10 protein-coding genes and 1 pseudogene are annotated in these 15,609 nt (G+C 58.8%); 4 read left to right on the top strand and 7 right to left on the bottom strand.

The annotated features are described in order from the left end of the window. Nucleotides 1-156: 156 nt before the first annotated feature. Nucleotides 157-1,803: a Na/Pi cotransporter family protein gene (locus tag BLW24_RS08350; protein WP_090379077.1), complete on the top strand. Its 1,647-nt coding sequence runs from the start codon at nucleotides 157-159 to the stop codon at nucleotides 1,801-1,803. A gap of 35 nt (nucleotides 1,804-1,838) precedes the next feature. On the opposite strand, the gene BLW24_RS08345 is transcribed toward BLW24_RS08350, so the two are convergent. After that, nucleotides 1,839-2,240, bottom strand: coding sequence for a lysozyme inhibitor LprI family protein (locus BLW24_RS08345; RefSeq protein ID WP_090379074.1), 402 nt, complete (start codon nucleotides 2,238-2,240; stop codon nucleotides 1,839-1,841). Nucleotides 2,241-2,287: 47 nt separating this feature from the next. Further along, complete coding sequence (loiP, locus tag BLW24_RS08340; RefSeq protein WP_090379071.1) at nucleotides 2,288-3,040, bottom strand: metalloprotease LoiP; 753 nt, start codon at nucleotides 3,038-3,040, stop codon at nucleotides 2,288-2,290. A 341-nt stretch (nucleotides 3,041-3,381) separates the two neighbouring features. On the opposite strand from loiP, the gene BLW24_RS08335 reads away from it, so the two are divergent. From BLW24_RS08335 to BLW24_RS08325, 3 genes are read left to right on the top strand one after another with little or no spacing between them, the layout of a single operon-like run. Continuing rightward, complete coding sequence (locus BLW24_RS08335) at nucleotides 3,382-4,371, top strand: phospholipase C/P1 nuclease family protein (RefSeq protein WP_090379068.1); 990 nt, start codon at nucleotides 3,382-3,384, stop codon at nucleotides 4,369-4,371. 1 nt (nucleotide 4,372) lies between these two features. Continuing rightward, nucleotides 4,373-5,623 (top strand): peptidylprolyl isomerase, encoded by a 1,251-nt coding sequence (locus BLW24_RS08330; RefSeq protein WP_208600155.1) that lies wholly within the window; start codon nucleotides 4,373-4,375, stop codon nucleotides 5,621-5,623. Next, entirely contained in the window at nucleotides 5,620-6,210 is a 591-nt protein-coding gene (locus BLW24_RS08325) for a hypothetical protein (RefSeq protein WP_090379063.1), read from the top strand. The genes BLW24_RS08330 and BLW24_RS08325 overlap by 4 nt, the downstream gene beginning before the upstream one ends. 155 nt (nucleotides 6,211-6,365) lie before the next feature. On the opposite strand, the pseudogene BLW24_RS27140 reads toward BLW24_RS08325, so the two are convergent. From BLW24_RS27140 to BLW24_RS08305, 5 genes and pseudogenes are all read right to left on the bottom strand, one after another. Then, nucleotides 6,366-6,782, bottom strand: a pseudogene (locus BLW24_RS27140) (RbmA family biofilm matrix protein); the annotation flags it as partial. 822 nt (nucleotides 6,783-7,604) lie between these two features. Beyond that, the gene (locus BLW24_RS08320; RefSeq protein ID WP_139272653.1) at nucleotides 7,605-8,651 is read right to left on the bottom strand and encodes a hypothetical protein; all 1,047 of its coding nucleotides are present in this window, start codon (nucleotides 8,649-8,651) and stop codon (nucleotides 7,605-7,607) included. 15 nt (nucleotides 8,652-8,666) lie between these two features. Further along, on the bottom strand, nucleotides 8,667-12,518 hold the full coding sequence (locus tag BLW24_RS08315) for a toxin VasX (RefSeq protein ID WP_090379059.1): 3,852 nt from the start codon (nucleotides 12,516-12,518) through the stop codon (nucleotides 8,667-8,669). Further along, the gene (locus BLW24_RS08310; protein WP_167360346.1) at nucleotides 12,515-13,339 is read right to left on the bottom strand and encodes a DUF4123 domain-containing protein; all 825 of its coding nucleotides are present in this window, start codon (nucleotides 13,337-13,339) and stop codon (nucleotides 12,515-12,517) included. Before BLW24_RS08310 ends, BLW24_RS08315 begins: the two co-directional genes overlap by 4 nt. Continuing rightward, nucleotides 13,336-15,429, bottom strand: coding sequence for a type VI secretion system Vgr family protein (locus BLW24_RS08305; RefSeq protein ID WP_090379052.1), 2,094 nt, complete (start codon nucleotides 15,427-15,429; stop codon nucleotides 13,336-13,338). Before BLW24_RS08305 ends, BLW24_RS08310 begins: the two co-directional genes overlap by 4 nt. Nucleotides 15,430-15,609 lie beyond the last annotated feature (180 nt).

Genomic DNA, 15,609 nt, shown 5'->3' with positions numbered 1-15,609 from the left:
CGGGATTGCACGACAGGCTGTGTCGCGCGCTGGCGCGCAGCGCCAACCCCAGCTAAAGCTAAATACAGGGTCTGCGCTTCTACACGATGGACCTTTATAACAAGTAAAAGCCGCGCGTCACGCTGCAACCGGGCTGACGCGCCAGGGAGCAGCACCATGCTCACCCTGCTGAATCTGCTGTCTGCCGTCGCCTTGCTGATCTGGGGCACTCATATCGTCCGTACCGGCATCCTGCGGGTGTATGGCTCGCACCTGCGCAAGGTGCTTAGCCATAACGTCAGCAAGCGCCCGCTGGCCTTTGCCGCCGGCATCGGTGTTACCGCGCTGGTGCAGAGCAGCAACGCCACTGCATTACTGGTTACCTCGTTCGTTGCTCAGGGGCTGATGGCGCTGACTCCGGCACTGGCGATCATGCTCGGCGCGGACGTCGGTACGGCGCTGATGGCGCGGGTGCTGACCCTTGATCTGAGCTGGTTGAGCCCGCTGCTGATCTTCCTCGGCGTGATCTTCTTTCTCTCGCGCAAACAGACCCGCGCCGGCCAGCTCGGCCGCGTGGCCATTGGCCTGGGGCTGATGCTGTTGGCCCTCGAGCTGATCGTCGCTGCCGCCACGCCAATCACCCAGGAGCAAGGTATCCGCGTGCTGTTCGCCTCACTGACCGGCGACCTGCTGCTGGATGCGCTGGTCGGCGCGCTGTTCGCGCTGATTTCCTATTCCAGCCTGGCCGCCGTGCTGCTCACCGCAACCCTGACCGGTGCCGGCCTGATCAGCCTGCCCGTGGCCATCGGCCTGGTGATTGGCGCCAATATCGGCAGCGGCGTGCTGGCCTTTCTCACCAGTAGCCTGCAAACCCCTGCAGGGCGGCGCGTGGCCCTGGGCAGTCTGCTGTACAAGCTGATTGGCCTGCTGCTGGTGATGCCGCTGCTCGACCCGCTGGCCAACTGGCTGGACAGCCTGAACTGGCGCCCCGAAGAGTTGGTGATCGGCTTTCACCTGCTCTACAACGGCCTACGCTGCCTGCTGATGCTGCCCACGGTCGGGCTGATGGCGCGCTTCTGCAACTGGCTGCTGCCGGATCGCCCGGATGAGAACGGCGTCGCCCGCCCGCGCCACCTCGACCCTACAGCGCTGGCCACACCGAGCCTGGCGCTGGCCAATGCGGTGCGTGAAACCCTGCGCATCGGCGACCTGATCGAGACCATGCTCAACCATCTACTGGAGGTGCTGCAGGGCGGACATACGGCACTTAGCAAGGAACTGCGCCGCCTCGATGATGATGTCGATGCGCTCTACAGTGCAGTGAAACTCTACCTGGCGCAGATCCAGCGCGAAGCCCTGAGCGACCACGACAACCGACGTTGGGCAGAGATCATCGAGCTGGCGGTCAACCTGGAGCAGGCCGGCGACATCATCGAACGCATGCTCGGCAAGGTGCAGGATCAGAAAACTGCCCAGCGTCACTCCTTCTCCGATAGCGGCCTGGCAGAGCTGGCCAATCTGCATCAACAACTAACCGCCAACCTGCGCCTGGGCCTGTCGGTATTTCTCTCCGCCGACAAGGAAAGCGCGCGCCAACTGCTGCGTGAAAAGCGCCGCTTCCGCGCTCAGGAACGCCGTCTGGCCCACGCCCACGTCAGCCGCTTGCACCATCAGGTGGTGCAGAGCATCGAAACCAGCGGCCTGCATATGGAGCTGATCGCCGATATGAAACGCCTCAACTCGTTGTTCTGCGCCAGTGCCTATGTGGTGCTGGAAAGCAGCGAGACAGGGGCACTGCACAGTCAGGACATAGCGGGTGAGTAATCTGCCGCGGGTTAGCCTCGGGCGAACGATGGATTCTAGCCGCCGTTATCGAGCAAAAATTCCAGTTCGACGAGCCTGTCGATGTTCAGCTCCATTGGGCAGGTGTAGTACATCGGCGAGCCAATATGCTTGCCCTGCATATCGCAATGCGCGGTGCGATAGATAAGCCAGGCCTTCTGCGCCTCCTCGAGCTGCTTGGCATCTTCCGGCGAAGCTTGTTGCAGCGTGAGGTATAGGCGCTGGTAAGTAAGGTTCATCTGTTTCTTCGCAACATCCGAAACACCCTCAGCGCAGGCTGCAACCAGGCTGTTAGCAAGCCCCTCGCTAGTCTCCAGGCAGTCATTGTAGCGAGCATCCAACTCATCGCTGCTAGCGGCATTTATCTGCGGAGCCAGTAGCAAAGAAGCACAGATCAACAGAGCGCATCGGTTATGCATGGGTAACTCCTGAAACAGATGGGGCCGCTATTGTGGCCCATCGTCGATCACTTCTCGGCAGCGATACGCTGGCGGATATGCGCGGCGCGATCGGCCGAGCCTGGGTGGGAGTCAAACATGCTGCTGTCGCCACCGCCGAGCTGAGCCAGCTTGTCGAAGGCACTGGCCAAACCCTGCAGCGGAATATTGCGCTGTTTCAGCAGATCAAAAGAGAAGTCATCGGCTGCGCTTTCCTGAGACGGGGAAAACTGCGCGTTGATCAGCGCCTCACCCAAATCACCTAGTTGCGAGTTGGACAACGCCATGGCGGCACTGTTGCCGGAAGAGGCAATTGCGCCACGAGCCACCGAAGTAGCGTAGGCCGCTTGCATCGCCTTCTTGGTGTGGCCGAGGGCAACGTGCCCCATCTCGTGGCCCAGCACGCCTTCCACTTCGTTGTCGTTCATCAGGTCCATCAGACCTCTGTACACACGCACGCAACCGTTGGCCATGGCCCAGGCGTTGACTTCGTCAGTCAGGTAAACCTTGTAAGTAACCGGCGTCCCGTTGACCTGGCTGCCGAGGTTGCGGGCAATCGTTTCCAGGCGTTTGCTGTAGGTGCTATCGGCTGGCGCGATTGGCGACTGGGCGTCCATCTGCACACAGGCATCGTCAGCCATGCTCTTCACTTCAGCATCGCTGAGAGTGACAGCCTGCATGGTTTGCAGCCCGGTGCTAAGCATGGCGTCAGGGCTCATGTTCTGGCAGCCGGAAAGCAGGGTGGCGAGCGCGAGCGCGGAAAGGGAGAACTGCAGTTTCATGGTCATCGTCCTTGAGGATTGAGGCAATGGAGTAGCCGAGAGGCAGCGGCGTCCCGGCCGGCGCGGCATTGTCGGTGATATGCGCAGCCCCAAAGCGAGACACGTCTCACACTCTGCAGCTTGGCTCAGGCGGCCAATGCCTCAGCATCCAGACGCCCTTGCGCCATAAGAACAGCGGTGCGGCCTAAAGCGCGCAAGGAAGCTGGCCTACACCACCAACCCTTAGTTGGGTTGAGACAACCCGGCGCATAGGCTTTAAGTTGGCGTGCGGCATTGCAACAGTTTTGCCATCAATGACCGCTAATACTGCTCAACTCCAACAACAAAAGAGCGCCTTCCCTATGAAAACCCTCACCTCCCTGGCCGTTGGTCTAGGCCTGGCTTTTAGCGCCAGCCACGCCTGCGCCTGGTCGCAACCTACACACAAGAATATCGTCAAGGACGCCCTGGCCTTCCTCAACTCGGCGCACGCCACGCCCGAGATGAAACGCGCCTACCAGTTCTACGTCGGCGCCGCCGGCAGCGAAGCCCGCGCGGGGGAAATCCTCGGCCAGGCCGCCTACGACGTCGATGACTTCCAGGACACCCGCCTGGGCGGTTGGTGGGTCGGCTACGAGCACGCGCCGGTGTATGGCGCAGCGGCCTCCATCGTCAATTACACGTCCTACTGGCACTTTATCAACATGGCCCGCCAGGGCGACGCCCACGGCAACGACCACGGCGGCTACGACTACCGCTACAGCAAGGTGGATGGCAGCTGGAGCGGCGACGTTGACTGGTACGCCATGGTTTACCTGTACAACCGCGAGCTGAAGAAAAGCGACTTCGACACTACCGAAGCGCATTACCGTCAGGGCACGTCCTCCAACGGGCAGACGCACTACGGCGACTTCCAGACAGCGGCCTTCCAGCCTATCGATAACCTGGCCAAATACTGGTTCGATCAGTTCAAGAACGCACCGTCCCTGCAAACCATCGGCTACTCGCTGCACACCACCGGTGATGTGGCGCAGCCGCACCATGCCTGGGTCACCTCGGGCAATGGCCACTCCGGCTGGGAAGGCTGGGTGGACGATCATTACTTCAGCGAAGGCCTGAACAATATGGCGGCAGTGGCCAATCGCGTCGGCAGCTATGACGCACAGAAGCCGATCCGCGATCTGCTGACCCAGACCGCCCAGGTCGCCTATCAGCGCCCCGAGCCGCTGTACGACACCAGCTACGCCACGCGCCTGCGGGTGGCCAAGGAGCTGATTCCGGAGTCCATCGCCCTCACCGTCAGCGTGCTGACCAAGGGTGCCAACACCTTCTATGGCCAGGGAGGCCTGTAAGGTGCGCGGGCTTATCCAGCGCAGTTTGCTGGTACTGGGGCTGACCGGCATTTGCCTGTCAGCCCTGGGCAGCCAGGACATGTGCATCAACGGTGAACGCCTGCCCGGCAAGAGCATCGGCCTGCTGGAGCAGGCCATGACCCGGGTCAAATTCAATACCGACCTGCGCCTGCTACGCACGGGGCTGGCAGAAAACCACCTGCTGGCCCGCGAGGTGGAAGCCGAGCTGAGCAGCAAATACCGCAGCGATCTGGATGCGCTGGTCGAGCGCGAGGCGGCCAACCTGATCGAGCAAGTTTATGGCCGTCAGTTCGACCACGATGTACGGCCCTTTCTGCGCCAGCCACAGGCGCTGAGCAGCGCGCGCCTGCGCCAGGTGCTGACTACGCAAACGCAGGGCGTAGTGCTCGATAGCCTGCAATTGAGCCCCCAACAGCAGGCCGACGCCGCGCAGGTACAGCTAATCAGCTGGCAGTTCCCCGGTCAGGCCGAACAACGTCTGAACCTGCTGGAGCTGTATCAGGGAGACAACGTACAAGGTCGAGTGGAGCTGCAACAGGGCAACCTAGTGTACCTGGCCGAACAGGTGCGCCAACAGGCGCTGCGTGACTACCTCTGGTATCAACTCGGAGAGAAAGGCTTTAGCGCGGAAGAACAGGCCGGCATCCGCCAGCTGGTGCGCGACAAACTCGTCCGCCACAAGTACCTGCACCAGCTTGGTCTGCATAACGACTTCCACCATGAAACCGCCAGCCTGCGCGAGCGCGCCAGCCAGATCAGTGATGCGGATGCCGAGGCCTACTACCAGCGCAACCTGCAGCTCTACCTCAACGTTACCCAAGTGCAGGCCAGCCATATCCGCCTGGCCGATCAAGCCAGTGCCGACCGGGTGTATGCCGAACTGCAAAAGGGCTTGAGCTTCGATGAAGCCGTGCGCCGCTACTCACTGGCCGATACCAAGAGCCACACGCCACCCGGCGACCTCGGCCTGATTCGTCCGCAGGATGCGCAACTGGATTTTCTGCGCAAGACCGCACTGCTGCAAAAGGCCAATAGCATTTCCCAGCCGATGCTGATCGACGGTACATTCGAGATCGTCCAGGTGCGCAGCCGTGAGGATAAGCAACTGCCGCTTAGCGACCCCAGCGTGCGTTATGAGGTCAACCAGGCCGTCGCCAAGGAGCAGCTAACCCAAGCCTTCCAGGCTCGCGTCGACGCCCTGCTGACCAATGCCAAGGTAGAAGGGCTATGAAGGCCTGGCTCGGCATCGGCCTGCTTGGGGTGATCACTGCAGTGACCATCGTAGTTGTGCGCACGCCCCAGGCCGACACCGCGCCAGCCGTTGCGCCACAATCCTCAACGCCATCTAACCAGGCCATTCGCTCGCCAGAGATACCCGCCGCGCTGCCAACACAGCAACCAGTAGCAATCCCAGCGCCGGCAGAAAAGCCGATGGAAGAACCGCCCAACGAAGCGCAATTGAATGCGCAGGAAGCGCAAATGCTGATCCAGCTAATGGCCGACCAAGGCGACCCACGCAGCCCGGCCCTCGGCCAACTCAACCCCCGTCAACCCGCGTCCGCCGCCCAACTGGCCGACCCGGCGCAGTACAACGCCTTCGAAGAACAACAAACCCGTGATCAGATAATGGCCTACGCCAGCGGTGTCCAACAAATCCCCGCCATCCGCGAGCGCATCGAACAAGCCGCCCAATCAGGCGAACGCAGCCAAACCGAACTAGACGAAGCCCGCGCCGCGCTGGAGCAGCTGGAAATGCTGCAGAGCAAACTGCAGAGGGAAAGGCCGGAGTTAATGCCGGCCTCAGCAGAATTACCCTGAGGGCACTTGGCCTGAACACAGAACTGAGCTGGAAATCTTGCAGGGTTATGCCCTGCACACGGCTCACAAACAAACGCCCCATTAACGGGGCGTTTGTTCAGGAGTACCGAGCGTCGATTAGGGTCGCTTAGTGAAAAAGGGATATCGTGATTAAACTGTTCCCCAGTCACTTGGTTGACCACCACCATGCGTGCCTTGTAATCACCGGCTGGAAACCATTTCGGAATGAATAAACCGTTTTGTACCGTGGCCATGCTGGCTCCCGGCTGCAAGCTCACTGAGTGGCTCTGGCGTAACGGAAACCCCGTGCCATCGGGCAAGTCGACGGTGATCCAGGTATAGAGATTCAGCGGCACGTCACCACTATTTTGAATACCACGGTAATAACTGAGGTATCCACCATTAGCCGATACGGAGGTCGGATAACCGGGTACCAACTTGAAGGTCACTCCAATGCTCTGCGCAGGCGGCGTTTCAAGGTCGCTTGGGTCCTCATAAATCAGGACATTACTGAGTGCTGCAGCGCTGTCATTGCATTGAGTTGCCCCGCCCTTCCAAGGTGAGAGGGTCATGCGCACGCTGGTAAGGTCAGGACTACCGAAGGTGCCGCTGTATACCGGATTGCCATTAATCGAAATTTCCAGCTGATCGCTCGCCGCATCCACCCGAGCCAGTACACGGTACTTCGTCTGGTTGGAAAGACTGGAAAGCGTTGCTGATTTGCCGAAATTGAATAGCTGGATGCTGTTCTGACCGCCATGCATGGACAGGCTACGGGCACCATAGCCTGTACTGTCCAGATGCACGTTAAAGGCACTCTCGCTGTTGTTAAGCATGCTCGGGAACATATCCCAACTGACGTAGGCCATCGTCAGCCCTGTCGGGAGATTGAACTGGATCTGGTCATAGCTGCAGCCCGGGGCATTGAAAACCGCCCAGCTGCCCAGCTGCCCAGCTGCCCCGCGAAGCCGGAACGCATCTCCACTGCGCCCATGGTTACCCGGCTAGGCGTATGCGGGGTACCGTCAACAACGATGGACTGCCCTTCGATATTTGGCGGCGAGGCAAAGCGAGCATCGTATAAAACAGCTGAATAGGAAAACTGGCTGAACAGCGCCAAAGAAAGAATCGCAAGTAATGGTTTTGTACGCATCGATATCATCCATGTTGTGGTTGCTGAGAAAACACTTAAATCCTTCCGTGCTGGAGCTTACTTTAACTAAAGTAGCCTGCACATCAACAGCTCATTAAAAAACCCTACCGACCCGCTCTCAACTTTCTCCCCAACAAGAAAGCAACCACCGAGCTCTCGACAACAGGGCGGATTTATTTTCGACTAATGGTGCAAGCCAACAAACAAATCTGCCCCTTTACTTGTCATATACAAGATATTGTCACAGATACCGCACATGCTGACTCATCAGATTAGGGCGGGAGAATGCGTCGAGTTTTTGGATGCGGATTAGCAACTCATCGATGACGTTCTTATAAGTTTCCTTATCCATATCGCGCCAATATCTGGGATTGCGACCCGTCAAACGGTCATGTTCGGCGGTTGTTGGGTCAAGCGGGCGGAATTCCTCCCAGGTGGGTATTTCCGGCAACGGATGGCTGATATCCATATAGTTCTGCCACATATCCCAGAGCGCAAAACAGGCCTGTTCCGAACTCTGCAAACCGATGACTGACTTGAAGTCGATGGCTACGGGCTGATAGCGATGCACCAAGTGCAGGGAGTACTGCGGCAGGCCTTGGCGACTTGGCAGGATATGTACGCAGGCGTCGAATTCATAAAATGGCCGAACGAAATCGCCGTCAATACCTAGATGTGAAAACTGTCCGGGCTTACGCGCAAAAACAGTGACCTGGCCGGTTTGTCGATTAAGCTCCCAGAGCGGGCCTTCTGAGGGTTTTAAGATCCAATGACTGGGAAGCCGATATATAGCTATGTGACCTATTAGCCAACAAGAGAGTGTGGGAATAAAAACCCAGCACGCTGAAGTTACTAGATCATCCACAGCCTCACGCAGTCCTCCTGCTATCTTTATCTCCATGTATGCCATTATCGGAACAAATATAAAAAAATACAGGGCAGCTCCGATTAAAGTAAGCGCCCGGCCCAGCCCCCACATATATAACCATATTTGCGTCCAAAGCGATGCATGTGCTCGCCGGTAACAAAGATGGTTGCAGGAGTTATGAAAAATGGCTTCATTGCGCTGCCGAATACCGGGATTCTTTCGCTCATCTTCTTCCAAATCCCGTAACCGTTCTGGTGAGTAGTCATCGATAAAACTGAACGGCGCTATATCTTCCGTATCACCCCAAGGCAAAGTTGTTGTCAGTAATCCTGCATGCTTACGGATTTGCGGCGACTGATTAGGGATATGCCGGGAGTCATAGGCACCTTCGGCATAGTGGGTGGTGACAGCCGTATTCATAGCAGGTGCAGCCTCTTAGTTCTGATTACTTTGTTCATCGGCCCAGAAAGCCTGTTGAGTTGCCGTGTAATTAGGTTTGCCATGCTCACTGGCATTGAAACGCAGGGGGGCTACCGGTGGCGGGGCAGGGAAATGCCACTGCTGCTTACCATCATCTGCAATCACCTGCGCACGTACGGCCCAGCTATAGCGGTGAATGGTAATGCTAATGCCGCTGCGCTGGGCGGGTGGGGTTGGCGGCTGCCGTAGATACAGATCGAGCCCCGCCGGGGTCTGCTCTTGATACAACAGATAAGCGGGTTTGGGCTTGGCCTTATCCGCATGCAGGCTGGTGTCCAGATAGAAATTCTGCCCCGGCAGCAGCTCCACAGTTTCCACCATACGATCCCCCCTTGGGCTGGGAGAGCTGCGGTGTAAGCGCTGCCAAATGCCAACACGCATCTGACTGGCCCCCAGGGAGCTGATTAGGCCCGGTAAGTTGCTGGCAATCTGGATACGTATATTGGCTTCGCGCATGGCTTGGTGCCTGGCCTCCTGGCCGGGTATGGGATAGCTGCTACGAGCTTTGGCTTGCTCGGGGTTGGCTTCAACCTGTATGTGCACGCCGGCAAACAAACCGACCAGGCGATAGAAGGCCTCTTTCTCATCCAGTAGATGGGCTGGGCGCACCGTGTCTATAAAAATGCCGGGCTGATCCTTACCGAACGGCCCCAGCTTAAGCCACTCCTCGACTGGGGTATCGTCCAGCCACCAGACCAGGGCTGCCCCCGCCAGGGTCAGAGCCAGGCCGATGGCGATCATCCAGCCCGCGGGCCCCAGTGCCAGCAAGGGGGCGCCGGCCGCAGGACCAACCATAAAGGCGCTGGCGAAGGTGGCGACACCGCCGGCGGCCATCAGGGCATAGCCCCAACCCGCATCGTCGCCCAAAGCAAATTCATTGATCGAATCAGAGATATTCAACCCGGTGAACAGAACCGCGCCCACCGCCCCTAGGGTCATTCGCGTAGTGACATTGGCGGCAAAGAGGTTGCCCACCGCAAGTCGGTTACGAAACAGAGTGCGATCCAAGCCCGCACTCAGCGTTCGCATAACTCTCGTATCATGGGCCACACGCTCGGCAAGAAGCTCAAGCGCTAGACCTGCATCATAAAGGGCACTGAACACACCAACACCAGCGCGAAGTCTACTCCGACTACGAAAAGTCACCTCCAAAGAGGCCCATTCGGCCCGCACATTAAACAACTCAAACATCATCATCAGCGGCGGCATGATCGGCGAGTTAAGTGTGCGATATACCCCACTGCGTAACCGTGCCTGATAGGCCCGGTTAGCTTCATTCAAACTCGTTTGCTGCCGGTTAAGGTTCTCTTGTGCCTGGAAGAGTTCGCGCAATTGCTGGTAGAGCCGCTCCAAGCGCTGGGTGGTTTCATGACGAACCGGTAATACCACCAGTAAATGTTCCTGTTTACCGGCGGGAAGGCCCGCGGCTCTGGCCTCGCTGGCATTGCTGGTAGCGGTTACACCGCCCTGCCCGTCGCGCACGGTGCCATTCATGCGCGTTCCTGGGCCGGTTGTTGTCATGCCCAACAGGTCGGGGCGCACTATGTAGTGGTCACGGGTATTGACTCGGCCACTGCGTTCGAAGCGCATTGCGCCCAGGGTTTCGGGAAGCATGGTGCGAGCCAGTTGAAAGCTTCTGGCTTCATATATGTTCAATCGGGCCAAGCGGGCGTCATTGCGCAGCACCTCCTGGCTCTGGCCTACACTACGGCCGGAGGTGTCCACTTCTGCCGTCGCCTGATTGACTCGGCCTTGGGCAGTGGTGACGGCGTTTTCCGCTGCCTTCAAGATACCCTGCAATACACCCAGTACGCTCATAAGTGCGTTAATCGAGCTCTTGAAGCCGAGCAAGCTCTTGAAGTCGCCCCGCTGGGCGGCAGCGATCAGAACAGCGGCTTCCAGTAGTTGCACCTTGTCTGGCTTGGGCAGTGCGGCGTTTTCCAGTGCAGCAAGTGCCTTTGGACGCAAACGACCATCGCCCAGGTTCTCTTCCTTGCCCGCTGGGCTTTGGTAGGGCGCCATGCAGATCTGTTGGTCAGCTGTTGGCCAGAGCATCGCATTTAAGGGATGACGATTGTTGTCGGCGATATCGAGAAGGAGCTTTTCCTGATCGGTGGCCTTGCGTCGAAAGCTGAGGTTCAGCGGGTCATTCAGTCGCTTGGCCATGCTGGCCATGCATTGCCCGGTCAGGGCGAAAGCGCCCAAGTAGTCGAAACCGTCCAAGCAAAACAGATCACCCAGGGTCTGTTGGTTGGACGGCTCTTTAAGGCAACTCGCCAGACACCTACGCGCCTGACCATGAGCGATTTGAGCATGATGACCAAGCGGCTCGGCAAGAATATGCCTGATGCGTTCATGGCCCTCCGCATCCAGCGCCTTGGCGCTGCTGCTCAGGGGATTGGTTTTGCCGTCGATCCGCAACGGCAGCACGAAATTGCTCACGAGCAGTGCACTCGCATAGTGGGGCTGAAGGCTGGCGCGTTCGGCGGCCAGGCTCACCGCTGCTTGGGCGGCTTCAATGCGGTCGCGCAATTGACGCATGCGGTATACCGCGTCCTCCACCAACAAACCGGCGATTTGCCGGGTGCGAGCATCGGCTAGCGCATCGGCAACAGCAGGTTGTGCCTGCCAGTTCTTAACGCTTTCTTCGAGCTTTTCTTTCTGCTTTGTTTGCTGGGTTTTGTCTTGCGATGGACGCATCGCCAGCAGTTTGCGCTCCAGGCAAATCGCCAGCGGGTCAAGCTCCGGTGCTTTGCGCAGATGGGGAGCGCGTCCGGCTTCGTAACCGTCGACAAGCTTCTGCGCTGTTTGGTAGCACTTCGCCGGATAGCCGCCGGCAAGATCATGTAGATAGTGCGTGGGATGATCGAATTGCGGTTCGTACAGAGGTTCACGCAGGCGCTGCGGTTCTGTCAGATTCAAGGGGAAGATTCGATTGTTCAAGCTACGGCGGCGCGCTTCGGCTTCTGCGGCAGGCTGCATGGCAGATGCATTCTGACTGAGAATGGCCAACAGTAATCCCTGAGCCAAGGAACGCCCGTCAGGGCCAGCACCGAGCTTTTTAAACTGCTGAGCGGATGCCTGCATATTGAAACGCTGGCAACGCTGGGCGCGCAGCTTAGTGTCCTGTTCCAGGCGGTGCAGGCGAGCGGCAGGCAGTTGCACCTCGGCAAAGGCAAGTTCAACGTCGCTCACTTGATCGCGATTCCAGCGGGCCGGCAGCCAGATTTCTTGCAAGCCTTTACCGCAAGCATCACGTGGGCCGATACAGAATCCGTCCTGTTGGCGAAAGGCTTTTACGTCTATGTCGTGATAGGTGTTCTTACCTTCGCTCTGACGGATTTCGAGTTCGCGCCAGAGCTTGCCGCGGTAAAAAACATAGAGGTAGCCGGGCCTGGCTAGGACAGGGATGCCTTGATCCTTTTCGTTCGTGCTACTACGCATGGGCGTTAGAGGCACAATCGGTACGATCTGATTCCATTGCTGATCGACTTGCCTTGGCGTGGCCTTGGCATCATTCATCAGTGGCAGGAATAGGGGGCCACCTTTTTCCGTTTCAACTTCCAGCCAAAGGTGGCGGGTTGGTTCATTGTCCCAGGGCCAGATATGCAGGGTACTGCTAAAGGCCGGGGCGACCAGCGGCTCCAACTTGCGGCGTTTGGTCAGCGCCTCCTGCTGCTGGTTGTCGGTTTCATCGTAGATGACGATTCGCTGTCCTGGCGGGTGATCCTTGCCGATGACTTCGACGATCAGCTTGCCGGCCTCGCAGGCCGGACCACCGCTCAGACTTCCAACTTTTGCAGTCATGCGTGGGACTCCTTGAGTGTCGGCGATACTTCCAGGTAGGCACGCAACTGCTGTAGTCGCTGCTGCGTGTCGCCGGCAGGGGGGATTGGGTGAGTGGCGTGGTCAGGATATTGGGTGCGCAAATCGAGATAAGCCTGCAGAGCGTCAGCTTCATCGAAGCTGGCGGCCAGTCCCTGCTGCAGGTAATCCCAGGCCAAGCTAAAGGGCATTCCGGATTGGCCTTGTAGCCACTCGTAGGTGAAGTGTTCGAGCTGCTGGCGCTCTAACGCGTTGGTCTGCTGCTGGTTGAGCGGCATCAGTAGCGGTTGTTCGGTCACAGCGGTGCCATTGAGATTGCTCAAGCGGTGCCAGTGGCTCAGGCCTTGGGCGCTGTCGGCCCAGGTGCCGCCATGCCAGATCAGTTGCTGAATAGGCCCTAGCCAGGGCGTAACGCTGTCCGCATCGCAAGCGGGAAAAAAGTAACTGGCGACGCGTGGGTCGTAGTAGCGCAGCAGGGCTTTACGATTGCCATCGAAGCTGACAATCAGCATGCGCCTCAAATGCGCCAATAGCTCTTCGAGGGGTTGCGGGCTGCTCAGAAGCAGGCCGCGCCATTCGTTGGGTGCATTGCGGTATTCATCAAGCAGAGCACTGCCGGACAAGCATAGGAGCAGTGGACCTTGCTCCTGATGAGCCGCCAGATCGGTATCGGCGAACAGATAAATGGGCTCTGGAGCTTGCTCCAGGGCATAGACGCGCTCTAGCTTTTCATCGCCGTTTTCCAGTAGCAAATAGGTTTTCCCGGTCACGCCTGGGAAGCCCTGCTGAATACGCGTTGTCATACTTGTGACTCCGCCTGAAGTGCGGCGCGACACGGACAGTTGGCCAACGGACATTGCAGCGGTGTACCGCCTTTAGGCTTCTGGCAAAGCTCGACCAGCGGGCTGTTGGCCAAGCGCGCCTGCTTGAGCCTGTGCTCAAGCACGGCGCCGGGCACATCCGCATCCGCCGGTTTAACCATCCCCGGTAGTATGGGCGCCGCCCCCGACCCACTTCCCGGCGCGCCGCCGGAGTTGATTTTGATGATCGGGCCGACCAGGGTGATGCCGCTGGCATCCAGCTTGATAAAGCTGCCGGCGGCTTTTAAGGTCAGTTCGCTGCCGGCTTCGAGTACGACTTTCTGACCGCTGGAGAGATGGATCTCTTGGCCTACGTTGATAAATTGGCCGGTGCCGATCTTGATATGCTGGTTGTTGCCCACTGTCAGGTGGTCGTTGGCTTTGATTTCGCTTTTGCGGTCGGCGTGAGTGGTGCGGTGTTCTTCGGCTTTGAATTCGCTGTAGCTGTTGGCCTCGACGGTGTCGTGGCGCTCGTTGCCGATGCGGATTTTCTGGTCGTGCTCGATGTTTTCATCCCAGTCGCGCTCGGCGTGGATGTAGATCTGTTCGGCGCCCTTTTTATCTTCGATACGCAGTTCGTTATAGCCACCACCGCCGGGGCTGCTGAGGGTTTTGAACAGGCTGCGGGTTTTGTTCGTCGGCAGATCGTAGGGCACCACGTGTTCGGCGTGGTACAGGCAGCCGGTGACCAGCGGTTGATCGGGGTCGCCTTCGAGGAAGGTGATCAGCACCTCCATGCCCACGCGCGGGATGGCGATGCCGCCGTAGCGGTCGCCGGCCCAGCTTGAGCTTACACGCAGCCAGCAGCTGGTTTTGTCGTCAGCCTGGCCTTCGCGGTCCCAGAAGAACTGCACCTTGACCCGACCATATTGGTCGCAGTGGATTTCTTCACCCGCAGGCCCGGTGACCACCGCACTTTGGCTACCGAGGATGCGCGGTTTCGGATGATTAAGCGGCGGGCGATACAGCACGGTCCAGGGCGTGGCGGTAAAGCGGTTGCGGTAGCCCTGCTGGAAACCATCGCTGACTTCGGTGTGGCTGGTCACCGACTCTTCCAGCACCTGCGGCTGTTTGCCTTCGTGGTGGATTTCAGTGAGCAACCAGAGGTCGTTCCAGCTGGCGCGCGGGTGCTCGGTCAGCGCCAGAAAGTGGCCGCTGACCAGCAGCGGCTGATCGCCGTCGCCCTGCGCCAATTCGAAGTCGTGGCGATGGCGTTCCAGACTGCGCTGGCTGAGGTGTTTGCCGCGCTCGCGGTCGACAAAACGGCCGGGGTAGTCGTAATCCTCAAGATCGGGTTTGAACGCGCTCTTGGCGTCCGCCTCCATCAGCAGCTTGGGTTTTTCGAAGTCATAGTCACGGCGGGTCACCCGGCTCGAGCGGGTTTCCACGCGCACGCCGAAGCGCTTGATCACCGGTTTGTCAGCGACCAGGCCGCTGTCTTGCTGATAGGCCGTTGGCGCGAGTTTGGGGAAGGCTGTTTGGTCGTCGCCAAAGGTCAGTACGTGGCCTTGTTCGCTGTGCTGGAAGTGGTAGTGGATACCTTCTTCCTCGCACAGGCGCTGGACGAAGTGCAGGTCAGATTCGTCGTACTGCACGCAGTACTCACGCTCGGGGTAGATCGAGCCGAGCTGGAATTGGTAGGCGTTGGCCTGAATGCCGTGCTCTTGCAGCACTTGGCTGATGATCTTCTCCACCGTCAGGTGCTGGAAGATGCGTTGGTTGGTGCGATGCGCCAGGTACGCCAGCTGTGGGCGCAAGGTCACGTGGTATCGGGTCAGGCGTTTACCAGACTCGCCCTGGGCGACGCGGTAGATCTGCCCGTGAATGCCGTGGCCGGCCTGATCGAAGGCGAGAAAGGCGGCCTGATGCAGCAGGCTTTCCAGATCCAGGTCAGGACGTTCGCTGACCAGTTCCAGTTCGAACTCGAAGGGCTGACTGATCGCCTCGCGACCGTTGAATTCGAGCACCTGTAGATCGTGGCTAACGCCTTCGATCGTCAGGCTGAAATGCGTCTGGTTGGCGGCGGCGAACATTCGTTGTTCCTCTTGTTTCGTTCCATGAATCAAACCACTGCGCATTTCTAACCCAGGCTTGGCCTGGCAGCCGTGCCTGTTCGCGATTTTGCGCGATGCCTGTCAGTGTTTGGCGACGCAGGTCTCACTAGAAACGCTTCGGCCAGGACAAGCCTGGCCGAAGCGGTATTACGCGAACTC

The organism is Pseudomonas anguilliseptica (assembly GCF_900105355.1).
Lineage (GTDB): Bacteria > Pseudomonadota > Gammaproteobacteria > Pseudomonadales > Pseudomonadaceae > Aquipseudomonas > Aquipseudomonas anguilliseptica.
Note: the sequence above shows the minus strand (reverse complement) of the source record. Positions and strands in the feature narration are given on the sequence as shown.